Origin of the sequence: Citreicoccus inhibens (genome assembly GCF_019039035.1) — a bacterium.
Lineage (GTDB): Bacteria > Myxococcota > Myxococcia > Myxococcales > Myxococcaceae > Citreicoccus > Citreicoccus inhibens.
The window spans coordinates 320,837-345,309 of sequence record NZ_JAHNZT010000004.1; the positions used below are offsets into that span (position 1 = coordinate 320,837).

At 70.7% G+C, this 24,473-nt stretch carries 16 protein-coding genes; 6 read left to right on the top strand and 10 right to left on the bottom strand.

Annotated elements, in window-relative coordinates; genetic code table 11:
- Nucleotides 1-107 precede the first annotated feature (107 nt).
- Both clpP and fumC read right to left on the bottom strand, forming a co-directional pair.
- Complete coding sequence (gene clpP / locus KRR26_RS07820; RefSeq protein ID WP_120205805.1) at nt 108-707, bottom strand: ATP-dependent Clp endopeptidase proteolytic subunit ClpP; 600 nt, start codon at nt 705-707, stop codon at nt 108-110.
- A 216-nt stretch (nt 708-923) separates the two neighbouring features.
- Nucleotides 924-2,321, bottom strand: coding sequence for a class II fumarate hydratase (fumC, locus tag KRR26_RS07825; RefSeq protein WP_120205803.1), 1,398 nt, complete (start codon nt 2,319-2,321; stop codon nt 924-926).
- A 496-nt stretch (nt 2,322-2,817) separates the two neighbouring features.
- Between fumC and KRR26_RS07830 the strand changes: the two genes are divergently transcribed.
- Nucleotides 2,818-4,710 carry a methyl-accepting chemotaxis protein gene (locus KRR26_RS07830; protein WP_217079502.1) on the top strand — a complete coding sequence of 631 codons (1,893 nt, stop codon included), beginning with the start codon at nt 2,818-2,820 and terminating at the stop codon, nt 4,708-4,710.
- Here KRR26_RS07830 and KRR26_RS07835 read toward each other — a convergent pair whose 3' ends face one another.
- Nucleotides 4,711-5,067 (bottom strand): PspC domain-containing protein, encoded by a 357-nt coding sequence (locus KRR26_RS07835; protein ID WP_120205800.1) that lies wholly within the window; start codon nt 5,065-5,067, stop codon nt 4,711-4,713.
- A 233-nt stretch (nt 5,068-5,300) separates the two neighbouring features.
- Here KRR26_RS07835 and aceB point away from each other — a divergent pair, with 233 nt between their 5' ends.
- The 3 genes from aceB to KRR26_RS07850 all read left to right on the top strand — a co-directional run bounded on the left by aceB (nt 5,301) and on the right by KRR26_RS07850 (nt 8,820).
- Nucleotides 5,301-6,926 (top strand): malate synthase A, encoded by a 1,626-nt coding sequence (aceB, locus tag KRR26_RS07840; protein WP_217079503.1) that lies wholly within the window; start codon nt 5,301-5,303, stop codon nt 6,924-6,926.
- A 43-nt stretch (nt 6,927-6,969) separates the two neighbouring features.
- Nucleotides 6,970-8,256 (top strand): isocitrate lyase, encoded by a 1,287-nt coding sequence (gene aceA, locus KRR26_RS07845; protein ID WP_120205796.1) that lies wholly within the window; start codon nt 6,970-6,972, stop codon nt 8,254-8,256.
- 171 nt (nt 8,257-8,427) lie between these two features.
- A complete protein-coding gene (locus tag KRR26_RS07850) occupies nt 8,428-8,820 on the top strand; it encodes a hypothetical protein (RefSeq protein ID WP_217079504.1) in 393 nt (130 codons plus the stop codon).
- Between the two features lie 125 nt (nt 8,821-8,945).
- Here the strand turns inward: KRR26_RS07850 and KRR26_RS07855 are convergent, their stop codons facing one another.
- The 4 genes from KRR26_RS07855 to KRR26_RS07870 all read right to left on the bottom strand — a co-directional run bounded on the left by KRR26_RS07855 (nt 8,946) and on the right by KRR26_RS07870 (nt 15,975).
- Entirely contained in the window at nt 8,946-12,836 is a 3,891-nt protein-coding gene (locus KRR26_RS07855) for an Ig-like domain-containing protein (protein WP_236068412.1), read from the bottom strand.
- Nucleotides 12,837-13,160: 324 nt separating this feature from the next.
- The gene (locus KRR26_RS07860) at nt 13,161-13,505 is read right to left on the bottom strand and encodes a hypothetical protein (protein WP_120205791.1); all 345 of its coding nucleotides are present in this window, start codon (nt 13,503-13,505) and stop codon (nt 13,161-13,163) included.
- 23 nt (nt 13,506-13,528) lie between these two features.
- Nucleotides 13,529-14,812 carry a TIGR04013 family B12-binding domain/radical SAM domain-containing protein gene (locus KRR26_RS07865; RefSeq protein WP_217079506.1) on the bottom strand — a complete coding sequence of 428 codons (1,284 nt, stop codon included), beginning with the start codon at nt 14,810-14,812 and terminating at the stop codon, nt 13,529-13,531.
- A 140-nt stretch (nt 14,813-14,952) separates the two neighbouring features.
- Complete coding sequence (locus tag KRR26_RS07870; protein ID WP_120205787.1) at nt 14,953-15,975, bottom strand: polysaccharide lyase; 1,023 nt, start codon at nt 15,973-15,975, stop codon at nt 14,953-14,955.
- Between the two features lie 342 nt (nt 15,976-16,317).
- On the opposite strand from KRR26_RS07870, the gene KRR26_RS07875 reads away from it, so the two are divergent.
- Nucleotides 16,318-17,343 carry an arginine N-succinyltransferase gene (locus KRR26_RS07875; RefSeq protein ID WP_120205785.1) on the top strand — a complete coding sequence of 342 codons (1,026 nt, stop codon included), beginning with the start codon at nt 16,318-16,320 and terminating at the stop codon, nt 17,341-17,343.
- On the opposite strand, the gene KRR26_RS07880 is transcribed toward KRR26_RS07875, so the two are convergent.
- A complete protein-coding gene (locus KRR26_RS07880) occupies nt 17,327-18,325 on the bottom strand; it encodes a lasso peptide biosynthesis protein (protein WP_236068413.1) in 999 nt (332 codons plus the stop codon). The genes KRR26_RS07875 and KRR26_RS07880 overlap by 17 nt on opposite strands.
- 84 nt (nt 18,326-18,409) lie before the next feature.
- Here KRR26_RS07880 and KRR26_RS07885 point away from each other — a divergent pair, with 84 nt between their 5' ends.
- Complete coding sequence (locus KRR26_RS07885; protein ID WP_120205782.1) at nt 18,410-21,556, top strand: ABC transporter substrate-binding protein; 3,147 nt, start codon at nt 18,410-18,412, stop codon at nt 21,554-21,556.
- A 9-nt stretch (nt 21,557-21,565) separates the two neighbouring features.
- Here KRR26_RS07885 and KRR26_RS07890 read toward each other — a convergent pair whose 3' ends face one another.
- Both KRR26_RS07890 and KRR26_RS07895 read right to left on the bottom strand, forming a co-directional pair.
- Complete coding sequence (locus KRR26_RS07890; protein WP_217079508.1) at nt 21,566-23,710, bottom strand: hypothetical protein; 2,145 nt, start codon at nt 23,708-23,710, stop codon at nt 21,566-21,568.
- 93 nt (nt 23,711-23,803) lie between these two features.
- Nucleotides 23,804-24,424, bottom strand: a complete 621-nt coding sequence (locus KRR26_RS07895) for a DedA family protein (RefSeq protein ID WP_217079552.1) — start codon at nt 24,422-24,424, stop codon at nt 23,804-23,806.
- Between the last annotated feature and the right edge of the window lie 49 nt (nt 24,425-24,473).

Consider the following 24,473-nt stretch of genomic DNA (forward strand, 5'->3'; position numbering starts at 1 on the left):
CCCGGAATGTTTCGAGGCCGCACGAAACAGAAAGGCCACCGCCCGTCCCGGAGCGGTGGCCCTGTCTCTGCATTCCCGTCGGCGAGGCAAGCCGCCCCGGCGGGGACCTAGCGGGTGGGCAGCGGAACGCCCTGCTTCTCCACCACCTCGTCGATGAGGCCGTACTGCCGGGCCTCCTCGGCGCTCATGTAGTAGTCGCGCTCGGTGTCCTTCTCGATGCGCTCCAGGCTGTGGCCGGTGTGCTTCACGATGAGGCCGTTGATGTAGGTGCGCAGCCGGAGAATCTCTTTCGCCTGGATGGCGATGTCCGAGGCCTGGCCCTGCGCACCGCCCAGCGGCTGGTGAATCATGATGCGGCTGTTGGGGAGCGCGGCGCGCTTGCCCTTGGAGCCCGCCAGCAGCAGCAGCGCGCCCGCGGAGGAGGCCTGTCCGATGCAGATGGTGGACACCGGACACTTGACGTACTGCATCGTGTCGTACATCGCGAGGGCCGCGGTGACCGAGCCACCCGGCGAGTTGATGTAGAGGTTGATGCCCTTGTCGGGGTCCTCGGACTCCAGGAAGAGGAGCTGGGCGACGATGACGTTCGCGACGTCGTCGTTGATGGGCGTGCCCAAGAGGATGATGCGGTCCTTGAGGAGCCGGCTGTAGAGGTCATACGCCCGCTCGCCGCGGTGCGTGGTTTCAATGACGAAGGGGACGTTCATGGCTCCCCTACCCTAATCGTCCTCGCTTCGCCGTGCCCGTCTCTTCGCACGGAGCGTGCGCTGGCCCACGGTTGCTCCTGCCCTGGCGCGCCGCGCCCACGCCCGTGGCGGGCAGCTCGAAGAGGGCGCGGCCCGCCCCGCCCTGGACTTCGTCGCGCTCGCGCGGGGCCCCGGGCCCGAATCCAGGGGCCACACGCGCCATACGAGACGCCTCGATTACCGAGGCCCGGTCATCTGCTCGGGGCGCACCCACTGGTCGAACTGCTCGGGCGTGACGAGCCCCAGCGCGACCGCGGCCTCCTTGAGCGTGGTGCCCTCCTTGTGCGCCTTCTTCGCGATGCGCGCGGCGTTGTCGTAGCCGATATGCGGATTGAGGGCCGTCACCAGCATGAGGCTGCGCTCCAGGTTCTCCTTCAGGCGCGGCAGGTTGGGCTCGATGCCCACGGCGCAGTGGAGCCGGAAGCTGCGCATGCCATCCGCCAGCAGCCGGCAGCTCTGCAGGAAGTTGTGGATGAGCAGCGGCTTGTAGACGTTGAGCTCGAAGTTGCCCGAGGCCCCGCCCAACGCGATGGCCACGTCGTTGCCCATCACCTGCGCGCACAGCATGGTGAGCGCCTCGCTCTGCGTGGGGTTCACCTTGCCCGGCATGATGGAGCTGCCCGGCTCGTTCTCCGGGAGGGTCAGCTCGCCAATGCCCGAGCGCGGTCCGGACGCCAGCCAGCGCACGTCATTGGCCAGCTTGAACAACACCGCCGCGAGCCCCTTGAGCGTGCCGTGCGCGTGCACCAGCGCGTCGTTGGCGGCCAGCGCCTCGAACTTGTTGGGCGCGGTTCGGAATACGTGCCCGGTCAGCCGACCAATCTCGCGCGCCACGCGCTCCGCGTACCCCGGCGGCGCGTTGAGGCCCGTGCCCACCGCGGTGCCGCCCAGCGCCAGCTCGGACAGGTGCGGCAGGGACGCCTCCACGTGCGCGCGGGCGTGCTCCAGCTGCGCCACGTAGCCGCTGAACTCCTGGCCCAGCGTGAGCGGCGTGGCGTCCTGGAGGTGCGTGCGGCCAATCTTGACGATGTCCTTGAACGCCTCGGCCTTCTGGGCGAGCACGTCCCGCAGCGACTCCAGCTCGGGCAGCACCTGCCGCGTCAGCGCCTCCACCGCGGCCACGCTCATCGCGGTGGGGAAGACGTCGTTGGAGCTCTGCCCCTTGTTCACGTCGTCGTTGGGGTGCACGCGCCGACTCTCGCCGCGCTCGCCGCCCATCAACTCCGAGGCGCGGTTGGCCAGCACCTCGTTGCAGTTCATGTTCGTCTGGGTGCCGCTGCCCGTCTGCCACACGAGCAGCGGGAACTCCTCGTCGTGGCCACCCGCGAGCACCTCGTCCGCCGCGCGCACGATGGCCTCCGCCTTGTCGCGCCCGAGCGAGCCGTTCTCCTGGTTGACGAGCGCCGCCGCCTTCTTCACCAGCACCAGCGCCTGGATGAGCGCCAGGGGCATGCGCTCCGTGGAGATGGCGAAGTTCTGACGGCTGCGCTGCGTCTGCGCGCCCCAGAGCCGGTCCGCGGGGACCTCGATGGGACCGAAGGTGTCTTTCTCGATGCGAACGTTCTTCGTGCTCATGGCATCCCTTCCTCCCGAGTCCCCCCTCGAACCCGGCGGGCGGTCCTCGGCCTGTCCGCCCGAGTTAACACGCCCCCTTCGCCCCGGCAGCACGACCTCGCGAAACATTTAATTCCCGTGAAACATGACACATCCCCACGCGAGTCCGGAGGCACCCAGCCCCCGTGCTTCCCTCGGGGGCGGCGGAGCCGAGGGCAGGCAGGCGCATCGGGTTGGAAGGGGAAATGTTTCATGTGACACACTCCGCGGGACGCCCGGCAGGCCCAGTCCACCGCCGAGGCGCGTCGGGGTGCGCGTGCATGTCGATGGTGTGGATGAGTCTGGCCGCGGGCCGAGGCCAACGGCCGAGGCGGAGCGCATCGCTCGCCCGTGGCCTTCGACGAATCCGCCCAGACCTTCGCGGTCCAGGTCTCTCTCCCCTTCCCTCCGCGGCGGCGCGCAGGTCCTCGGCGCGCTCACGTTCGGCCTCCCACTTCTCGACCCCTGAAGCCCTCCCATGCGCCTGCTGGCTGGAATGAAACTGCGCGGTCGCCTCACGCTGTCCGTCTCGCTGCTGCTGCTCGTGGCCATCGTCCCCCTCGTCACGCTGGGCGTGTCCTTCTCCCGCCGCGACCTGCAGAAGCAGATCCACGCCACGCTCCAGGTGGAGGCCGAGGGCCTGCGCGACGTGGTGGAGGGAACCCTCGCCGAGCGCGAAGCGAGCGTTCAGACCTGGGCCGAGGACTCCGTGCTGCGCGACGCGCTCCTCGTCGACACCTACGCGAAGAGCGACGCGGTGCTCGCCACGTTCCACCGCCGGCACCCGTCCTTCGCCGGGCTGGTGCTCTTCACGCCCGACGGGCGCGCGGTGTCCTTCAGCACGCCCGCGCTGCGGGACGGCTTCGCCGGACGCCGGCCCGAGGTGCTCGCCGCCTCTTGGTTCCAGGCAGCGCGGGAGGGCCACTTCGACGCGCACGCCCTCACCCAGGTGGACCCGTTCTTCGGCAAGCGCGTGCTGCCCCTGACCGTGCCCGTGGTCCACCCCATCACCGGCGCGCGCATCGGCCTGCTCCTGGCCGCGTATGACTGGGCCCAGGTGGGCGACGTCGTGTCCACCGTCATCCAGCGCGCCCACGCGCGCGGCCAGGTGAGCTTCGCGCTGGAGGTGCTCGCCGCGGACGGCACGTCGCTGTACGACTCGCACGACGCCACCACGCCGCCCCCCGCGGTCCCTATCCGCGAGGAGGCCGCCAACGACTCGCACCTGCACGACGTGGGAGACGGCTGGCGCTTCGTGGCCACCGTGGACTCCGACGAGGCCTACGCGGTGGTGGCGCACTCCATCCAGGTGGCCTCCCTCATGGTCGTCATCGCCCTGACGCTCGGCGCGCTCGCGTCCGCGTGGCTCGCTCGCGGCATCACCCGCCCCATCGTCACGCTGAGCAACGTGGTGGGCCGCATCGTGCGCGAGGGAGACCTCACGCAGGAGGTCGAGTTCCACCACCGACAGGACGAGGTGGGCGAGCTGTCCACCGCGTTCTCCCGCCTGCTCGCGCACCTGCGCGAGTCCACCACGAGCCTCCAGCAGGGCACGCGCGTGCTCGGCGAAACGGTCGAGGCGCTCACCTCCGCCGCGACCCAGCAGGAGCGCACCCTGGCGCAGCAGTCCGCCGCCATCCAGGAGACGCAGGTGACGGCGCAGGAAATCAAGCAGACGTCGATGATGGCCGCCGAGCGCTCCCAGGCGGTGCTCGGCGTGGCCACGCGCGCCCGCGAGGTGGGCCAGTCCGGCGAGACGACCGTCAGCGCCAGCCTCCAGGGCTTCGAGCAGTTGCGCGAGCAGGTGACGCGGATGGCCTCCAGCATCTCGCAGCTCAACGACCGCACGCAGCAGATTGGCGGCATCACCCAGACGGTGAAGGACCTGGCGGACCAGTCCAACATGCTCGCGCTCAACGCGGCCATCGAGGCGGTACGCTCGGGCGAGCACGGCAAGGGCTTCAACGTGGTGGCGCGCGAGATTCGCAGCCTCGCGGACCAGTCCATCCAGGCCACCGGCCGCGTGCGCGAGATTCTCGACGACATCCGCGGCGGCATCCACACCACGGTGGCGCTATCCGAGGAGGGCCAGCGCCGCACCGAGACGGGACTCGCCCAGGTGCGCGCCAGCGGAGACAGCCTGCGCGAGCTGGCGGGCATCATCGAGGACAACGCCTCCGCGGCGCATCAGATTGCCGCCGCGGTGACGCAGCAGAACGCCGGCATCGCCCAGATCTTCACCTCGGTGACGGACCTGTCCCGGGTGATGGACGAGACGATGCGGGGCCTTCACGGCACGCAGCAGATGACTCAGCAGCTGCGTGACGTGGCCGGCCGCATGGAGGCCGTGGCCCGCGCCTGGCGCGTGTAGCTAGACGCGCCGCTCGTAGCGCGGCATCTCGTCCGCGGGGGCGTTGCCCACGCGGGCCAGCCAGTTCACCAGCCGCTGCAGCGGGGCCGTGCCGCCCTCCACCGCCGGCGTGAAGCCGCACAAGAGCAGGTACACGAGCAGGGCCGTCCCGCCCGAGACAGCCAGCGTCACCATGAAGGCCACTCGCACGAGCGAGGGGTCCACGTTCAGCTCCCGCGCGAGCGCCGCGCAGGCGCCCAGCAACGTGCGGCCCTCGCCTCGGTGCATCGGAATCAGGCGCTCGTGGCACTCCGGGCAGCGCACCACCCGCGCGCCGAGTTCCTTCGAGCAAGCCGTGCAGCGCTTCGTCCCCGCCATGGCGTGACCCTCCGTGGGGCCCGGCTTCCGCGTGGAGCCGGGCCTCATCGTGGCCTACGGGCCCGCCGCCGCCCCATTGCGCAAGTCTGTTGATTTACAAATTTAATGATCATGGTGTTGACAACCTTACAGCCAAGCGGCTTCTAATTCACCAAGGCTTCCAAATCGCGCTCTGAAGACGCATTTTCGGACCCGTCAGAGCGTATTTACAACGCGGCATGTCAGGAGCACGGATGAGCGCAACCGTCCCGACGCAGAAGAGCCCGACCTTCGGTCCGGGTGTGAGCCTCCAGGGCCCGTGGCATCCGGATTACGCGGAGGTCCTGACGCCCGAGGCGGTGGCCTTCGTGGCGCGGCTCGTCCGGACGTTCGGGGCGCGGCGCGAGGCGTTGCTGGCGCGCCGGCAGGAGATGGCGAAGGCCTGGCGCCGGGGCGAGCGCCCGCACTTCCTGCCGGAGACGCAGGCCATCCGGGACGGCGACTGGACGGTGGCCCCGCTGCCGGCGGACCTCCAGGACCGGCGGGTGGAGATCACCGGCCCGGTGGACCGGAAGATGATCATCAACGCGCTGAACTCGGGCGCGAACGTGTTCATGGCGGACTTCGAGGACGCCAACAGCCCCACCTGGGACAACGTGGTGCGCGGGCAGCTCAACCTGCGCGACGCCGTGCGCCGAACCATCGACTTCACGGCCGAGGGCGGCAAGCACTACGCGCTCCAGCCCAAGACGGCGGTGCTCTTCGTGCGGCCCCGCGGCTGGCACCTGCTGGAGCGGCACCTGACGGTGGATGGCAAGCCGGTGTCGGGCTCGCTCTTCGACTTCGGGCTCTTCTTCTTCCACAACGCGCGCGCGCAGTTGGAGCGCGGCACGGGTCCGTACTTCTACCTGCCGAAGATGCAGAGCCACCTGGAGGCGCGCCTCTGGAACGACGTGTTCGTGGAGGCGCAGGAAGCGCTCGGCGTCCCGCGCGGCACCATCAAGGCCACGGTGCTCATCGAGACGCTGCCCGCCGCGTTCGAGATGCACGAGATCCTCTACGAGCTGCGCGACCACTCGGCGGGGCTCAACTGCGGCCGGTGGGACTACATCTTCAGCTTCATCAAGACGCTCCAGTCGGACGCGTCCGTGGTGCTGCCGGACCGCGGGCAGGTCACCATGGACAAGGCGTTCCTCAACGCCTACTCGCAGCTGCTCATCCAGACGTGCCACCGCCGCCGCGTGCACGCCATGGGCGGCATGGCCGCCTTCATCCCCATCAAGGGTGACGCCTCCGCCAACGACGCGGTGATGGAGAAGGTCCGCGTCGACAAGCAGCGCGAGGTGAAGAATGGCCACGACGGCACCTGGGTGGCGCACCCCGGCCTCGTGTCCCTGGCGCGCGACATCTTCGACGCGAACATGAAGGGCCCCCATCAGCTCGACAACGCGCGCGCCGACGTGCGCGTCACCGAGGCCGAGCTGCTCAAGGTCCCCTCCGGCACGCGCACCGAGGACGGGCTGCGCCACAACATCCGCGTGGGCATCCAGTACATGGCCGCGTGGCTGGGCGGGCTGGGCTGCGTGCCGCTCTACAACCTCATGGAGGACGCGGCCACCGCGGAGATTTCCCGCGCGCAGGTGTGGCAGTGGATCCACCACGGCGCCACGCTCGAGGACGGTCGCAAGGTGACGCCCGCGCTGTTCCGCGACCTGCTCGCGCAGGAGATGGCGCGCATCGAGAAGGAAGGCGCCAAGGAGCGCTACGGCGCCGCGCATCTGGAGCGCGCGCGCGTCCTCTTCGAGCGGCTGTCCGCCACCGACACCTTCGAGGACTTCCTCACCCTCCCGGCCTACGAGGCCCTCGACACCGCTTCCTGAAGTTCCACCCCAACCTGACTGACCCGCAGCGAGGAGTCCCGGCATGTACGACGCGACGCAGACCCCTTCCGAAGCCTCCCCTCACGCGAAGCTCCATGCCCGGCGGTTCGAGGGCATCCAGCGCAACTACTCCCAGAAGGACGTGGAGAAGCTGCGCGGCTCCATCCAGATCCAGTACACGCTGGCGGAGATGGGCGCCAAGCGTCTGTGGGAGCTGCTCCACACGGACCCATACATCAACGCGCTCGGCTCACTCACGGGCAACCAGGCCGTGCAGATGGTGCGCGCGGGCCTCAAGGCCATCTACCTGTCGGGCTGGCAGGTGGCGGCGGACGCGAACTCGGCTGGGCAGATGTACCCGGACCAGAGCCTGTACCCGGTGGACAGCGTTCCCTCCGTGGTGAAGAAGATCAACAACTCGCTGCGCCGCGCGGACCAGATTGACCACGCCGAGGGCAAGAGCGACCGCTACTGGTTCGCGCCCATCCTGGCGGACGCGGAGGCCGGCTTCGGCGGTCCGCTCAACGCCTACGAGCTGATGAAGGCGATGATTGAGGCGGGCGCCGCGGGCGTGCACTTCGAGGATCAGCTCGCCAGCGAGAAGAAGTGTGGCCACATGGGCGGCAAGGTGCTGGTGCCCACCAGCCACTTCATCCGCACGCTGACGGCGGCGCGGCTGGCGGCGGACGTCATGGGCGTGCCCACGCTCCTGGTGGCGCGCACGGACGCGGACAGCGCCAAGCTGCTGATGAGCGACGCGGACGAGTACGACCACGCCTTCATCGACCACAAGGCGGGCCGCACGCACGAGGGCTTCCACCGCCTCAAGGGTGGCCTTGCCTGCGCCATCGCGCGCGGCCTCGCCTACGCGCCGTTCGCGGACCTCATCTGGTGCGAGACGAGCACCCCGGACCTGAAGCAGGCGCGCGAGTTCGCCGAGGGCATCCACGCGAAGTACCCGGGCAAGCTCCTGGCGTACAACTGCTCGCCGTCCTTCAACTGGAAGAAGAACCTGGACGACGCGACCATCGCCAGGTTCCAGCGCGAGCTGGGCGCCATGGGCTACAAGTTCCAGTTCGTCACGCTGGCTGGCTTCCACGCGCTGAACCACTCGATGTACCAGCTGGCGCGCCAGTACAAGGACCGCGGCATGGCGGCCTACAGCGAGTTGCAGCAGGCCGAGTTCGGCGCCGAGAAGGACGGCTACACCGCCACGCGTCACCAGCGCGAGGTGGGCACGGGCTACTTCGACCAGGTGGCGGAAATCATCTCGGGCGGCAGCGCCAGCACCCTGGCCCTGCACGAGTCCACCGAGGCCCACCAGTTCTAGGCCGTCCCGCTTGACTCGCCAGGCCGCGGCCCACGGGGGGAAATCCCCAGTGGGTTCGCGGCCTTCGGCTTTTCAGTCCAGGCGCGCAACTTCGGGCCCGGCCGGGCGATAATGGGGATCAGACACCCCAAAAGCGCGTGGTGTGCCCACGGGGTCGTGACGGGAGCAGCCATGAACAGCATCACGTCCCTCGGTGGTCCTCGGGTGCAGGCCGCCACCACCAACGCGGGTGGCTCGGTGGGCGGAACGTCCGGTGCCCGCTTTGGCGCGCTCGTGCAGGGCCCCAACGCCCAGGCCCCGCGCCCAGGCGACCCGCTGTCCGGCAGCTCCGTGGTGGCGTCGGCGCTGTCCCAGGTGGGCGCGTCCCCGCACGGCGCGCTGCTCGGCTCCTACATGATGAACGCGGTGAAGGGCGGCGGCGGCCAGGGTGGCAAGGCCGGCGCGGCGCCCTCCGCGGATGACACCAAGGCGCTCAACGACCTGGCCATCATGTCCTCCGTATCCATGTCCCAGGCCATCCTCGGCATGGGCAACGACATGAAGATCGACCTCGAGCGCGAGTAGGACGCGGCGCCAGGCTCGACGCCAGCCTCCGGGGCGGCTCCACCTTCGCGGGTGGGCCCGCCCCGTTTCATTTCCGAAGCGATGGACCGTCCCCCGAAGGGGACGGCCCATTCAGCGTGAGCGCCTCAACGGCGCCGACGCGACCAGCCCAGCACCACGCCCAGGGCCGCCAGCATCACGGACGCTCCAGGTGTCGCGCCGGGCACGGGGTTGCAACCACACCCCGAGGCCTCGACAGGAGGCGACACAGGCGGCGGATGCACACCTCCGTCATCCATGGGCTGGCCCGCATCCGGGACTCCCGAGTCGGGGGAGCCGGGGTTGTTCGAGCCCGCGTCCACGGCGCCGCCATCCGGCTCTCCCGCGCCCCCATCACGCGGCCCCTCTCCGCTTCCGGCATCCGCCAAGGTTCCCGCATCGGCGGCACTGCCCGCGTCGAGCACGCTGCCCGCATCCGGTGCGCTGCCCGCATCCGGCGCACTGCCGGCATCGAGCGCGCTGCCTGCGTCCCACGTGCCGCCCGCATCCGGCGCGCTCCCCGCATCTTCTGCGGCCCCCGCGTCCGCGAGGCCTCCATCCGTGACGACTCCGCCATCCAACGGCACACGCGCCACCACCACGAACCCACGCCGCGGCGAAGGAGCGCTGGCGAGCCCCTCCGAGTCCACGGCGGTGACTCGCCACTCGTAGCGTCCCGGGGGAAGGACCTCCGCCAGGGCGTGCGTCGTCTCCATCGTGCGCGCGGTCCGGATGACCGCTCCGCCCTGGAACAGCTCCAAGGCGTAGCTCGGAGCCTCCGCGCCGTCATCCGTCGAGGCCTGCCACCGGAACGTCCCGATGCCCTCCACCCACAGGGCACCGTCCTCAGGCGCGAGGAGCACTGGCACGGAGGGCGGATGATTGACGGGCGTCACCTGGATGGAGACGGTGGCCGGCGCCGAGAAGAGCTCTCCATCCGTGACCTGATAGGTGAAGTCGTCCGCCCCCGAGTAATCGGGCACGGGCGTATAGGTCCACGTGGCGCCAGCGCCACTCAGTGTTCCATGGCGAGGCGAAGCGCGAATCACGTAGCTCAACGGCTGATTGTCTGGGTCGCTCCCCGCGAGCGTCAGCGTCAGCGGAACATCCTCGGCCGTGGACAGCGACAACGCCCCCGCCACCGGCGGCCGATTGTCCCCGAACGTCACCAGGCGCGCGCGAACGCGAGGCCCACCGTACGGCGGCTTCGGGTCATTGTGCGAATAGACCACGAGCGCCGTGCGCCCAGTTCCCAGGAAGGCCACCGCGGGCCGCTCCTCGTTGTCCGCGGAGGCCGCGACGGGGAACCCATCCGGCTCACGTACGACGCCCGCGCTCGTCACCCGCGCGCTGTAGACGTTCTCCTCGAAGGCGTTGAGCACGCTGTCCTGCCACGCGACCAGATACTCCGATCCGATGAAGGTCACGGAGGGGAAGCGCTGGTAACGCAGGTTGGCGATGGTCAGGCTGGCGGGATCCAACACCGCTCCCGCCCGCGTCACCCGCGTGCCATAGATGTGCGGCCGATTCTTGCTGCTGTAGCCCGCCCAGACGACCAGGTAATCCTCCCCGTTCGAGGCCACCGCCGGGGTCTGTTGGTTGTACCGCTGGGTCGCGATGGGAATGCCGGCGCCATCCAAGCCCTGTCCGTCGCGCGTCACCCGCGTCCCCAGGACATCCCGGTCATCGCCACCGCTGCTCCACACCACAAGGAAGTCGGTGCCATTCGACGCGACCCGGGGAGTGTCGCATCCTGTCGACGTATCGGCGAGGTGAAGTGCCGTGGCGTCCAGGACATCGCCCTGCCCCGAGACACGCACGCCACCGAGGTAGCCATTGGGCGAATCATCCTGGACGGCGAAGGCCACCAGATAGGTCTCCCCGTTCGACGCGAGGCCCACCGGATTCCCAAGGGGCGAATTCAGCGGCTTCTCCGGAACGAGGACGCGGCCCCCTGGATTCTGAACCGTCCCCGCGCGAGTGATCCGCGTCCCGACCAGCCTTCGGGAATACTCTTGCAGGGAGTACCAGGCGACGAAGTAGTCCGTGCCGTTCGAGGCCACCACGGGAGCCGAGACCATGAAGTCTTCCCCGGTGTTCGAGGAGACGAGGATTCCGGTGGGGTCCAAGGGCCGGCCATCCGCTGATACCCGCGTGCCCACCACGACCTCGCCGCTCGACCACTCATCCTGCCAGACCACCAGGAAGTCCGTGCCGTTCGACGCCACCGCGGGCTGGGTCTGCTGACTGGCCGTCGCCCCGATGAAGAATCCATCCGGGTCGAGGACCGCCCCTTGAGGTGTGACCTGCAACGCGTGGAGGTCTGAATTCCAGTCCGGGTACCAGACCGAAACAGCCAGGAAGTTCACGCCATCGAAGGCCACCGAAGCCGCGGCATGGGACACGGTGGTGGTGGAGAGCAGGAGGCTCGTGTCATCCACCACAGCGCCATCACTGCTGACGCGCGTGCCCAGGATGCGAGTGAGCCCCCCAAGCGAATCCGTCCAGCCCACCAGGTACTGAGTGCCGTCGGAGGCCACGGTCGGATCCAATTCGTTCGCATGCGTCGCAACGATGGCGATGCCCGCGGTATCCAGCAGCTCGCCCGCGCCGGAGACGCGTGAACCGTAGATGTCTCCCATCGCGTCGGTCCGACCATCACGCCACACGACGAGATAGTTCGCGCCCGCGGAGGCCACGGCGGGGGCACTGTCGGTCACGGCCTCCTGTACGAGCACCACGCTTTGTGGCGCCGCCGTTCCCGTCGCGCCGTCCACGAGCACGCTGGAGACGACGCGCGCTTGCGTCCACGCCACCAGGTAGTCCGTCCCATTCGAGGCCACGGCGCTCTGGGCCTCCGACCCGACATCACTCGCGAGGGTCTGCTCCGTCGCATCCAGGAGCGTGCCCTCGCGGGAGACACGGATCGCCGAGAGGCGTGACGCCGTGTCGGCCGTGGTCCACGTGACCAGGTAGTTCGTCCCGTTGGAGGCCACCGCGGATCCGAACTGCCCATACCCCGTCGAGGACAGCACGAAGGGAGCAGACTCCAGCAAGCCGCCATCTCGCGCCACGCGCGCGGCCATGAGCTTGGGCATGGTGTCATTCACCGAAGACGACCAGACCACCAGATAGCCTTCACCATCCGAGGCAACCGCCGGCGCACCCCACCCGTGAAGCGGCGAGGCACCACGGGAGATGTCGATGCCCCAGATGTCCTGCACCACCCCCGCGGTGGAGACACGCGCGCCCAGGATTCGCTCCGTGCCATTCAGGCTGTCCTGCCACACCACGAGCGAGCCGGCCCCATTCGAGGCCACCGCGGGCTGACTCTGCTCGCCCGCCGCGCGCGCGGGAATCGGCTGGTTCAAGCCAATCTCGGGCGAGACGACGGTCGCCAAGGTCGCGGGAAACACGGTCGCCTCCAGCACCGCCGTGGGCACCTGGAACTGGACGGACCCCGCCACGAACTTCGCCTGCACCGGCGTGCCATGGCCCGCCGCATCCACCCAGGTCGCGTGCCCGTAGCGAACGCCCAGCCCCATCCGCGCGTCCTTGAAGTGCAGCCCCTTGGCGCTCGCACTGACGTAGGCAGCGCCCTTCGCGGGCACCGTCAGCACCAGCGCTCCTGCTCCCTCGGGCGCAGAGGCGAAACGCCACTCCTGCCGGAGTCCTTCCTCCGTGTTCGACAGGTGCTCCTCAATGCCTTCTTGAGACAACACGAGCCCACCCGTCGGCTCCACCTGAGTCCGCACACGCGGCTCGTCCTCGTGCCGCGCGCCGCGCTGCCAGCGCATGCGGCCCAGCGAGAGGGGCGCTCCGCGCGGGACCGCATCCGGAGCCCCGTGCGCGCCCACCTCCGAGCCACCGCGCTGCGCCGGCGCAACGGACCTCGGCGTCAGCGACACCCCGCGCTCGTCCGCGAGAACGACATACGTGGCGTGTCCTCCCGTCCAGGCCGAGCCCTCGGGCCGGAACGCGAAGTGGGCCTGTCGCATCACGGCCGAGACATCGAATGGCGCTCGGACCTCGGGCCGAGCCTCAGGCGCCACACCGGGCGCCCCGGAGGAAGAGGGGGACTCGCTCAAGCACGACACCACCAACACGAACAAACCAACGCCCATCCAAGTCCGCGGCCTCGCCGCGGAGGAGCCATGCAAATGAATCATGTGTCCCTGAGAATGCCTTGAGCCGACCGGCCCGCCTCAAGGCGAGAAGAGAGCGCCTCCAAGAATCGCCGCTCCTCGACAGAGACACAAACCCTTCTCACGGGAATGGATGTCTGCCCAATCTGCCCAGGAAGTCCTGCGCGCCCCTGGCCCTCAGTTGAGGTACTGGGGGCGGACGGGGGCGCGCGGCTGGGACTCGGACTGGCGCATCAGCTCCAGGCCTTGCTGCGTGAGGACGAAGCGCACCACGCCCGAGCCTCGCTCGGTTTCAATCTCCGCCTCGAAGGCTGGCCCCGCGACCCCTCCGAGCGACACGTCCTTGCGCAGGTTGCGCACGCGCCCGCTGAGCAAGTCTCCGGCCACCTCGCGCGAGCCCTCGCCCCGCTGGTGCAGCGCATAGGCGGCCTCGTGCAGCGTCATCGCCAGCGCCGGCGTGAGGGGCTGGGAGCTGAACAGCACGGAGATGAGGACCCAATAGGGCGGCGTCTGGTCTGCCATCGCATCCATCCTAACGGCGCCCACTACCGCGCGCGTGGCTGTCTTCGGGCGGCAATCTGCTCGGCGAGCACGCCCTGCTGCTTCCAATGTCCATACAAGCGCCCGCGCGACGCGAGCCAATCCAGCCGCTGCTGGGCGCGCTCATCCACCCGCCCCGGCGGCGCGTCTCGGTACGGCGTCCCGGGCAGGGGCATGAAGGTGTGCCCATGCACCCGCGCGCCCAGGTCCGCCAGCCGCTGCATCAAGTCCAGCGTGGCGTCCACGTCCTCGGGCTCCTCGCCCGGCAGCCCGAGGATGAAGTCCACGTTGGGCACGAAGCCCCCCTCCACCGCGAGGCGCGCCGCCCGCACCACCGTCTCCACGTCGTGCCCACGGCGCGTGGCCTGGAGCATGCGCTCGGAGCCGGACTGGCCGCCGATGATGAGGTTGTCGTTGTGCACGTGGCGCTTGAGCAGCGCCAGGGCCTCGGGCGTCACATGCTCGGGGCGGACCTCCGAGGGGAAGGTGCCGTAGAAGATGCGCCCGTCCGGCCCCATGGCCTCGCGCACCGCGACGAGCAGCGCCTCCACCGCGCCCAGGTTCATCGTCTCGTCCGCCGTGCCGTAGGACATGGACGTGGGCGTGATGAAGCGGATGTCCCGCCGCCCCGCGCGTCGCAGCTCGCCTGCCCACCGCGCCACGTTGGCCACCGAGCGATGCCGGAAGCGCGCCTTGCTCATGAACGGCGTCTGACAGAAGCGGCAGGCGTAGATGCAGCCCCGGGTGATCTCCACCGCGCCGAACTTCGCGTGCCGCGCGGCGAAGGGCGGGAAGTCATCCAGCCGCACGCCCTCGCCATGGCCGCGCTGCACCAGCTTGCCCGCATCCAGATACGCCACGCCATGCGTGCCGCGTGGGTCCTCCCCTTGGAGCACGCGCAGGAGCAGGGCACGCAGCGTGTGCTCGCCCTCGCCCACGGCGATGAGGTCGAAGCCGGCCTGGAGGGTCTGGAGTGGCTCGGCCGTGGCGTGCACCCCGCCCGCGATGCACAACACCTGACGACCCTCCAGCCGCGCGCGAACCCAGGCCAGCTCCTCGGCGGCGGGGCCGAAGCTGGCCGAGTAGAACGACCAGGCCACCACCACCACGTCGCCCGCGTCCGCCCGCTCGCGCACGGTGGTCAGCAGCGAGTCGCGGTCGCGCGGGAAGTGCAGCGACACGTCCGCGAGCGCAGGGTCCGCCTCCACGGCGCCGGCCAACACCGTGAACGCGTACTTGCCGGGGTACTGATAGCTGAGGACGAGCGAGACCTGGGGGCGCGAGGACATGCGGGGCCGGGATGATGCCACAGCCCCTCGCGCGCCCCGCCGCTTCCTCGCGGTCATCGCCTCCTCGCCCGAAGGGAGGGCGGGCGCCCCACGCCGCGGCCCCCGATGCCCCTGACTGGGAACACCGGGGGCCAAGGACCTCAGGCCCGGCGGCGCGCGCGCGCCAGCCCCAGCAAGCCCAGCAGCGACAGCGCGGCGAGCGAACCTCCCGTGGAGGAGCAGCCATCCGGCGCGGCCCCGGGCTCCGGAGTCGTCGGGGCCGTCACGCCCGCATCCGGAACCACCGGGGTCGTCGTGCCCGCATCGGTGGTCGCGGGCGGAGGCGTGCCCGCGTCCGGCGTGACGGTGGGAGGAGGCGTCCCCGCATCCGTCGTCGTAGGAGGAGGCGTCCCCGCATCCACCGGCGGGGGCGTGCCCGCGTCCGGCGTGACGGTGGGAGGAGGAGTGCCCGCATCCAACGGCGTGGGCGTACCCGCGTCCGGCGGGGTTGTCGTGGGGAAGACATCCTCGGCGCGCGTCGCCTGGATGAACCCGTCATGGTAGACGACGCCCGTCTGAGACACGGTCTCGTTCCGGTACAGGCCGAGCTTCAGGTAGTTCTTCATGCCCGAGTACATCGTCCCCACGTTGCGCTTGGGCAGGACGAGCTGGCCGTTGTGCCACAGCTCCACGAAGCCCACCTTGGGGTCCGACGACCACCTCACGTGGAAGATGAACTCGTGCCACACGCCGCGCGTCAGCTTCGTGGTCCACGGCGTCTCGTTGTCGTTCAACGACAGACGAATCTCCTCGCCATAGACAAAGAACTCCACCGGCGGCGAGCCACAGCAACCATCGTGGTGCCACTGCGTGAAGAGCTGCCAGGTGTCCACGCTCGGGAAGTCCGGAGCGAACATCACCTTCCAGCGGTAGTAGTACTCCGAGCCCACCGCCTCATCCCCCATGTAGACCAGCTCGTTGCGATTCCCGCTGGACCCGATGGGGTCATCCCCCTGCCTCACCGTGGCTTTGAGCGCGTACTTGCCCTCCGCCACCGGTGACGTCACCACCTGGAGGCGATCCGCGCTGACCATCTGCGTGCTGCTGTACTGCGACCGATCCCCAGTCTCGAAGTCGCCCTTCCAGACGATCTCCGCCGACGCCAGGGCCGGTACCACCGACATCGCAAGCCAAAGGGGCAGAACTCTCAATGACACATCCTTGCGAAGGTTTGACAGCCAACGATTGACAAACCCTATCGCAATGCATTCCAGCCTTCATTCCCCCTGGAAAGTCATCCCGGCTGTCTGACAACAGACCATGCACCCGGCCAGGCGGATGTCTGTCTTCAGCATGTTTCACAGGGCGGCGCGCACCGGGCCCACACCCTCCGTCCGGGCGCTCAGGCTCCAGACGACGCAATGCGTCATGGCGGACATGCATCCAAGAGGCTGGCGGCCCGCAGGCGTGGTGTATGGTCCACACCCCTACCGGCGGCCCCACTCCGGGGCCGTCCCGGGTGCCCCATGCTCGTCCTGCGTGACGTCCAGAAGACCGACCTTGCTGGCCTGAAGCGGCTGGCCGCGGTGCTCAACACCGTGAACCTGCCGAACAATGAAGAGACGCTCGAAGCCATCATCGACAAGTCGGTGAAGAGCTTCGCGGGCAAGGTGAAGGACCCTTTCGGACGCGAGTACCTCTTCGTGCTCGAGGACGTGCGCAACAACCTCATCATCGGCACGTCGATGATCATCGCGCAGCACGGCACGTATGAGGCCCCGCACATCTATTACGAGGTGAGCGAGCGCGAGCACTACTCGGCGTCGCTCGAGCGGCACCTGCGGCACAAGGTGCTGTCCATCGCCTACAACTACGAGGGCCCCACGGAGATTGGCGGCCTGGTGGTGGACCCGCCCTACCGCGCCACGCCGGACAAGCCCGGCAAGCAGCTGTCCTTCGTGCGCTTCCTGTTCATCGCCATGCACCGGCGGCTGTTCCGCCCGCGCGTGCTCGCGGAGCTCTTGCCGCCGCTGTTGCCGGATGGGCGCAGCCTCTTGTGGGAGGCGTGCGGCAAGAAGTTCACCGGCCTGACGTACCTGGAGGCGGACCGGCTGAGCCGGCAGAACAAGGAGTTCATCAAGGAGCTGTTCCCCTCCTCGGACATCTACGCGTCGCTGTTCCCGGACCGCGTGCAGAAGGTGCTGGGCGAGGTGGGCCCGGCCACGCGCGGCGTGCAGCGCATGCTGGAGCGCGTGGGCTTCCGCTACGTGGAGCGCATCGACCCGTTCGACGGCGGCCCCCACTTCGAGGCGAACACCGGGGACGTCTCGCTGGTGCGCCGCTACCGCACCGTGAAGCTCGCGGAGGAGGACTTCGAGATGGAGGGCGATGACGTGCTCGTCGCCATCGAGAACGACTCGGGCCGCAACCGCTTCCGCGCCGTGCGCTGCCAGGCGCGCCTGGACAACCAGGTCGTCTACCTCCCCGCCCGCGCCAAGGAAGTGCTCGACGTGGAGCCCGGCGCCCGGCTGTCCATCATTCCCTTCGAGTAGCGCCCCGCACCACCCGGTGCTCACCGCGCAGGAGCGCCAACCAGCGCTCCCCCGCCTCCAGGGCGGGACCGTCCGCGGGAACCAGGGCCACCGCCACGTGCGTGGCCGGCGACACCTCATCCAGCGAGGTGGGGTCCAGGTCCAGCGTGCCGCCCCCCTTCAGCGCCACGCGCACCCACGCGTGCGGGCGCGCCGGCCCGCCATCCACCACCAGCAGGCCGTGCACCACCCCCACCCGCTGCCCGGCCCGCTCCGCCAGCTTCGCGAAGCGCAGCGCGTGCGCCAGGCACCCGCCCGCTTCGGCGTCCGCGCCCACGCGCCAGTCCGCCGCGGACGGAGCCTTGCTCGGAAACGCCGCGTGGACCCGCGCAGCCAGGGTCCGCGCCGGCGCCACGGCCCAGGCCGTCATGTCTGGCAGCCGCTCGGGCACCTCCAGCGCGGGCTCCAAGCGCAGCGGCCCCATCCCCCGCCCCTCCACGGGCAGCCCCGCGGCGAACAGCTCGGGCGGCGCGCGCAGCCGCGCTCCTGGCGCAGCCCGCGTGAAGCGCGAGTCCCCCACCTCCAGTGACGCCAGCTCCCCGTCCTCGCCGTAGCGCGCGCGGAACGCCGCGCCCAGCAGCGTGCCCTCCACCTGCGCCCCGTGCACCGCCGTCACGCAGTGAGGCCCCTCCTGGCCCGACAGCTCCTCGCGCCCCGTCACGCAGCCCACCGCCGGCGGCGCGCGCCACAACCACAGCGCCTGCGGCACCGCGTGGGTCCCCTCCACGTGCCCCGCGGCATCCACCCGCAGGGTCACCTCGCGCACGCGCTCGCCCACCTGTCCCTCGCGCGTGTGCAGGTGGTGGCTCTCGTACGTGAAACGCCCCGCCGCCCAATGCAGGTTCACCGTGCCCACCGGCACCCCGCGCCACGCGAAGACGTAACGCGCCGAACGCTCCGGTGGCTCCGTGTTTACAGGCTTATCTGGGAGAGCGAGGAGCAGAGCGACCAAGAGGGCGGGCACGGGCTCGGAGTGTGTGTCGATTTGAGGACCGGAGCCAGAAGGCGGGATAGCGTGGAGGGGCCCATGGGAGCCAAACGGTACCTCTTCGCGTTCGGGGTCGCGGCGGGCCTCCCTTCCGCCCTCGTGCTGGGTCTGCTCCTGCGGGCCGTCACGGGAGAGCCGCACGACGTGGAAGGGTGGGCCGTGCTGCTCCTCGGCGTGCCCGCGCTCTGGTTGGTGGGCGGATACCTCGCGTGGTTCCGCTGGGCGGCGCTGCGGCGCCATGCCCGGCGCGCGGTGATGGGCCGGCTGGCGGAGGGTGACCTCGCCACGCCCATCCGGCAGGAGTTCGAGGGGCAGGAGGACGTGCGCCGGTTGGTGCTGTCGCTGCGGCGCGCGCTGGCGCAGGTGCAGCACGTGACGGCGAACCTGCATCGCACCTGCAACGGCGTGGGCGAACAGGCCACGCTGCTGCTCGAAGCGGCGCGACGGCAAGGCGGCGCCGTGGAGCGCACGCTCACGGCGGTGGGCAGCAGCGGCGACAGCCTCCAGACCGCCGTCAAGCGCGTGCAGCACCTGGAGGCCTTCGCCCATGAGACCACGGGCGCGCTGCTGGAGATGACCGAGCGGCTGCACCAGGTGGTGGCGGGCATGGCCACCGTCAACGACTTCGGCCAGAGCACCAGCTCGCTCATGGAGGCGATGAGCGAGCGGCTGGCGCACATCGCCGCGTCCGGCGACGAGCTGGGCCGCTTCGCCAGCGAGGCCGAGGACTTCGTGGCCATGGTGGAGGGCGGCATCGACGCCGTGCGCCGCCGCGCCAACGAGACCAACCAGTTGGCCCACGCGGTGACGGCCACCGCCGAGCACGGGGAGCTGCTCGTGGGCGACAGCGTCCAGGGCATGTACCGGGTGGAGGAGACGGTGCGCAAGGCGGCCGAGCTGATGGGCACGCTCGGCGCGCGCTCGACCGCCATCGGCCGCATCGTGGACGTCATCCAGGAGATCGCCGACCAGACGAACCTCCTGGCCCTCAACGCCGCCATCATCGCCGCGCAGGCGGGCGAGCACGGCCGCCCCTTTGGCGTGGTGGCCAACGAGATTCGCAGCCTCGCCGAGCGCACCACGCGCTCCACGCGCGAGATTGGCGCCATGGTGACGGGCATCCGCGACGCGGTGCAGACCGCCGTGACGCTGGTGCAGGAGGGCCGTGAGCAGGCCACCGCGGGCGTGCAGTTGGGAGACCGGGCCGCCGAGGCGCTGGCCGAGATTCGCACCATCACCCAGCGCACCTTCGCCGCCGTGGAGGCCACGGTGGCCGAGACGCAGCGACTGGAGGCGCAGGGCTCCACCGTGGTGGAGGCGAGCCGCCGCGTGGCGACGCGCGTGGAGGACGTCACGCGCATGGCCATCGAGCAGTCCGGCCACGCCCGCGAGTTGGTGCGCCAGACGCAGGAGATGGCGCGCGTGGGCCAGGGCGCCGCGCAGAAGGCCGAGGCGCAGGCCCACACCGGCCGCGAGCTGTCCGAAGCGGTCATGCGGCTGAGCGCGGCCATCGACGAGCTGCGCATGGCGCACGCGGTCCTCACCCGAGGCGACGCCGCCATCCGTGAGGAAGTCGCCCAGGTGCGCGAGGACGCGCGCCGGGTCATCCGCATCGGCGACGGGTTGGACCGCACGGTGGAGCAGCTGGGCCACGAGGCGCGCAGCCTGGAGGCCGAGGTGTTCCGCTTCCAGCTCCCCAGCCCGCGCGTGGGCGGCAGGCTGCGCGTGGCGCTGCATCAGACGGCCTCGCTGCGCAACCGGCAGGCGGTGGATCCGCTGTTCACGGTGGAGAGCCAGATGGCGGAGCTGACCGCCTGCGTGTTCTCCGGCCTCCTGCGCCTGGAGGACGGCCTGCTCGTGCCGGACCTCGCCGAGCGCTGGGACGCGGACCCCTCCGCGCGCCGCTACCGCTTCTATCTGCGCCGCGGCGTCACCTTCCATGACGGCACGCTGCTCACCGCCCAGGACGTGAAGCGACACCTGGAGCGGTTGATGGACCCCGCGGTGCGCTCGCCGGACCGCAGCCTCCTGGAAGACGTGGAGGGCGCGCTCGAATACGGCCAGGGGCTGGCGCGCGAGGTGACGGGCATCGAGGTGCTGGACGAGGGCACGCTGGAGATCCGCCTGCGCGAGCCCAAGGCCTTCTTCCTCCAGCTCATGGCGCTGACCGCCACCAGCGTGGCCCGCGTGGACACCACGGGGCGGCTGGTGGGCACGGGCCCCTTCCGCCTCATCGCGCTCGAACCCGACCGCGTGGTGCTGGAGCGCAACCCCACGTACTGGCGCGGCGGCTCGCCCATGCTGGACCGGCTGGAGTTCCAGTTGGTGGACTCGCGGCAGGCGGGCATCACGCGGCTGCTCACGGGCGACGTGGACCTGGTGTCCTTCCTGCCCACCGAGCACACCGAGGAGCCTCGGTTGGAGCCGTTCCAGGTCGTGGCCAGCACCACGCCCTCCACCGCGTTCGTGGGCCTCAACCTGCGCGAGCCGCCCTATGACGACGTGCGCGTGCGCCGCGCGCTCCGGGCGGGCATGGACATCCCCGGCATGGTCGGGCAGTTCCATCCGGGCGCGCGCGTGGCCCGCACGCTCACCCCGCCGGAGCTGCTCGACACCGGCGAGCCAGGCCCGGCCCCAGGCCCGGACGTGACGCTCGCGGAGCAGCTGTTGCGCGAAGCGGGCGTGCGCCGCCTCCAACTCACCCTGCACCATCCCGCCGGCCGCGACAGCTCCGCCGAGGACGCCGTGCTGTTCCGCCCGCTGGTGCAAGCGGGCCTGCTGGAGCTGCGGCACCTGGAGATGCCGTCGCTCGAGTACACGGCGCGGCTGCGCGAGGGGAAGATTCCGGCCTTCCGCACGCTGTGGTTGGCGGACTTCGCGGACCCCGACTCGTTCCTCCACTTCCTGCTCAACTCGGGCGCGCAGACCGTCTACCCCGTGGGCTACCGCAACCCGGAGCTGGACCGCATCACCTCCGAGGCGCGCATCTCCATCGACCCGGAGCTGCGCGACCAGCTCTACCGCCGCGCGGAGCGCATCTTCCACGAGGACTGCCCGCTCATCCCGCTGTTCCACGACCGCATCCACGCGGCCGCCTCGCCCGCCATCCAGGGGCTGCGCCTGCACCAGACCCCGCCCCAGGTCCGCTTCGAGGACCTGTGGGTGGACCCCAACGCGGGCTTCTGAAGCGATGCGCTACGGGCCCGCGCGACGGGCACCGGCTGCGCCGCCGTGGCGCTGCGGCCAACCGCGCGTCTCCGCGACGGCGCCGCGGTCGAGCGCATACGACTCCAGGCGCCAGACGCCATCGCGCTCCAGCACCACGCTCAGCGCGCCGCCCGCGAACACCGCGCCCGCCACGTGCGGCAGGCCCGGCAGCGGGCACATCGACACGCGCTTGCCCGCGGTGAACATCTCCAGCCACGTCCGGCGGCCGCCCCGCACCTCCGAGTCCGCGAGCACGCCCACCCCACCGCCCTCCAGGAGCGCCACCTCCAGGAGCGAGCCGGGCTCGGTGTCGAAGGGGCGCACGTCCACGTCCCACAAGCGGCGCCCATCGTCCGAGCCGAACGCGCGCAGGACCACGCGCACCTCCTCGGGAGGACAGGCCACGCCGGGCGGACGCCCACACGCCAGCGCGAAGGCGTAGCCCGTGGCCGCGGGAGACATCAGCGCGGGCTCGCTCCACGGCGACAGCTGCTGGCTCGGCTCCGTCCAGTCCGCCCGTCCTCTCACCCCGCCATCCGTGTCGGTGAAGGCGCTCGCGCCCAGCCACAACCGCCCCGCCACCACCGACAACGACAGGCCCGCGTCGGGCACGCCGTCGCCCAACGTGACGAGCCGCAGCGCCGCGACTCCCGCGTCCGAGTCCTCCGACTCGGCCAGCACGAGCCGGCCGTCCGGCGTGAAGAGATACGCGCGACCGGTGGCGTCCACCGCGAGCCGCCCCGAGCCGAGCCCGGGCTCCATCGGCCCCGCGCGCAGCACCGTGCCGCCATCCGCGTTGAGCCATACCAGTCGCGCGACTCGCGACGCGGTGGACAGGCCGCCGTCCTCCTCGGGAGCGGTCCACGTCACGTACGCGACGATGTTCCCCTCGGGCGTGAGCGCCACCTGTCCCGCGCCCGTCTCGGCGCGCCAGCCCTCCAGCCCCGCGTCCTCCGGCGACAGCGCGCTCAGCGCCGCGGCCCACTGCCGCACCCCACCCGCCGAGAGCGCATAGGACTCCAGCGCCTCCGGCGCGCGCACCAGCACGCCCCCATCCGAGCTGGCCACGAGCGTGCGCGGGCCACCGTCGGGATATGGGGCCTCGAAGCGCAGGAGGCCCTGCGACGTGTACGAGACGAGGCGGCAGCCCGCGTCCGCGTCGCACAGGGAGGCCAGCAACGCGGTGCCTTGGGAGAGCAACACCGGGCCGCCGTCCTCCGCCACGGGGACGCCGCCCAGCACCTGACTGAACGTGGGCGTCAGGTCACCCGCGTCGGGACGGGCGCACTCGCCGCTGGCGCAGTGTCCCTCGCCCTGACACGCGGTGGCCGGCGCGCAGAGAAAGCCCTCCGGTGTCGGCACGCTCTTGCACGTGCCCGAGAAGCACACGTTGGCGTGCTTGCAGTCCACCGAGCCGCACGGCTGGAAGTCCTCGGCGTCCGCCTCGACGCAGCCCCGGTTGCGGTTGCACACGCCCACCTTGCAGGGGTTGCTCGACGCGGGGCACACCACGTCCGTGTTCACACACCCCCGCGTGGGCGAGCACGAATCCACCGTGCAGGGGTTGTCGTCGTCGCACGAGCGCGGCGTGCCCGCGCAGACGCCCGCCTGACAGCGTCCATGCTCCTGACAGCGGCTGGACGGATTGCACGACGCGCCGTCATCCTGCGGCGTCTCGATGCAGGTGCCCGTCGCCAGGTCGAAGCGGGACTCGCGGCACTCGGCCGACGGCAGACACGTCAACGGATGCACGCCCGTGCCCTTCAAGGGCACGGCCACCGACGAGGAGCCCGAGGTGAGCACCAACGTGCCCGCCTCGGCGCTGCCGCCCGCGGTGAACACCACGTCCACCGCCGCCTCGCCGGCCCCCGGCACCGTCACGCTCGCGGTCACCACGGAGAAGGGAGCCCCCTCCACCGAGGCCGTCACGGACGCGCTGGCGCGCCCGGTGGCCACCAGCGTCACGGCGCGGCGCGCCTGGGTGCCCTCCAGCACGCGACCGAAGTCCACCTCGCCCTCGTCGCGCACGCGGAAGCCGCCCCGCGAGCCGCTCACGCCACCATCACCGCAGTGACAGCCGCCAACGAGCACGAGCGCCACGAGGAGCAGCCACCAGGAGCGGGCACGGACCATGGCCGGACTCAAGCGCGCAACCTGGGGACGCGCAATCATCGCCCACCCGGGCGTCCGCGAGCCGACGCGCCCCTGCGCCCTCCGGACGTCCCCTCACTGCCCCGTGGGCGCCGTGCGGCGCCGAGCCAGCGCGCGCACCGCCAAGGCCACCACCGCCACGACCACCAACCCCACGACCGCGTACTGGTAGCGGCTCACGAGGTACGTCAGCCGCTCCAGGTTGCCGCCCACCGCCATGCCCAACCCGAGCACCAGCGCCGTGTGCGCCATGGCGGACACCGCCCCCAGCATCAACGCGTTGAAGCGAGGCATCTGCGCGGCGCCCGCCGCGATGAAGATGACGCCGCGGATGCCGGGCAGGAAGCGGTTGATGACGAGCAGCCACGGCCCCGTGGTCCGCATCCGCGCCTGCACCTGCACCAGTCGGGCATGGGTGAGGCCGAAGAAGCTCCACTCGGGATGGGCGTCGAAGCGGCGGGCCAACCACCGGCCCACGGCGTAGTCGATGGCCGCGCCCACCACGCTGCCCACCGTCACCACCAGGAACACCAGGGGCCACGGCTGCGCGCCGCGCACCGCGTACACCCCGCCCAGCAAGGTGATGGTGTCTCCCGGGAAGGGCGGCACCACGTACTCGAGCATCGCCGCCACTCCGAGCACGAGCAGCCCGAACGGCCCCAGCGACCCGATGAGCTTGTCGATGAATGCCACCACCATGCGCGCGCCCCACCTCCGCTCGGACCAGACATAGGTCGTCGCGGCC

Coding starts and splice junctions, on each gene's coding strand:
- clpP (WP_120205805.1), bottom strand. CDS start 707: ATGAACGTCCCCTTCGTCATTGAAACCACGCACCGCGGCGAGCGGGCG.
- fumC (WP_120205803.1), bottom strand. CDS start 2,321: ATGAGCACGAAGAACGTTCGCATCGAGAAAGACACCTTCGGTCCCATC.
- KRR26_RS07830 (WP_217079502.1), top strand. CDS start 2,818: ATGCGCCTGCTGGCTGGAATGAAACTGCGCGGTCGCCTCACGCTGTCC.
- KRR26_RS07835 (WP_120205800.1), bottom strand. CDS start 5,067: ATGGCGGGGACGAAGCGCTGCACGGCTTGCTCGAAGGAACTCGGCGCG.
- aceB (WP_217079503.1), top strand. CDS start 5,301: ATGAGCGCAACCGTCCCGACGCAGAAGAGCCCGACCTTCGGTCCGGGT.
- aceA (WP_120205796.1), top strand. CDS start 6,970: ATGTACGACGCGACGCAGACCCCTTCCGAAGCCTCCCCTCACGCGAAG.
- KRR26_RS07850 (WP_217079504.1), top strand. CDS start 8,428: ATGAACAGCATCACGTCCCTCGGTGGTCCTCGGGTGCAGGCCGCCACC.
- KRR26_RS07855 (WP_236068412.1), bottom strand. CDS start 12,836: ATGCGACAGGCCCACTTCGCGTTCCGGCCCGAGGGCTCGGCCTGGACG.
- KRR26_RS07860 (WP_120205791.1), bottom strand. CDS start 13,505: ATGGCAGACCAGACGCCGCCCTATTGGGTCCTCATCTCCGTGCTGTTC.
- KRR26_RS07865 (WP_217079506.1), bottom strand. CDS start 14,812: ATGTCCTCGCGCCCCCAGGTCTCGCTCGTCCTCAGCTATCAGTACCCC.
- KRR26_RS07870 (WP_120205787.1), bottom strand. CDS start 15,975: ATGTCGGTGGTACCGGCCCTGGCGTCGGCGGAGATCGTCTGGAAGGGC.
- KRR26_RS07875 (WP_120205785.1), top strand. CDS start 16,318: ATGCTCGTCCTGCGTGACGTCCAGAAGACCGACCTTGCTGGCCTGAAG.
- KRR26_RS07885 (WP_120205782.1), top strand. CDS start 18,410: ATGGGAGCCAAACGGTACCTCTTCGCGTTCGGGGTCGCGGCGGGCCTC.
- KRR26_RS07890 (WP_217079508.1), bottom strand. CDS start 23,710: ATGGTCCGTGCCCGCTCCTGGTGGCTGCTCCTCGTGGCGCTCGTGCTC.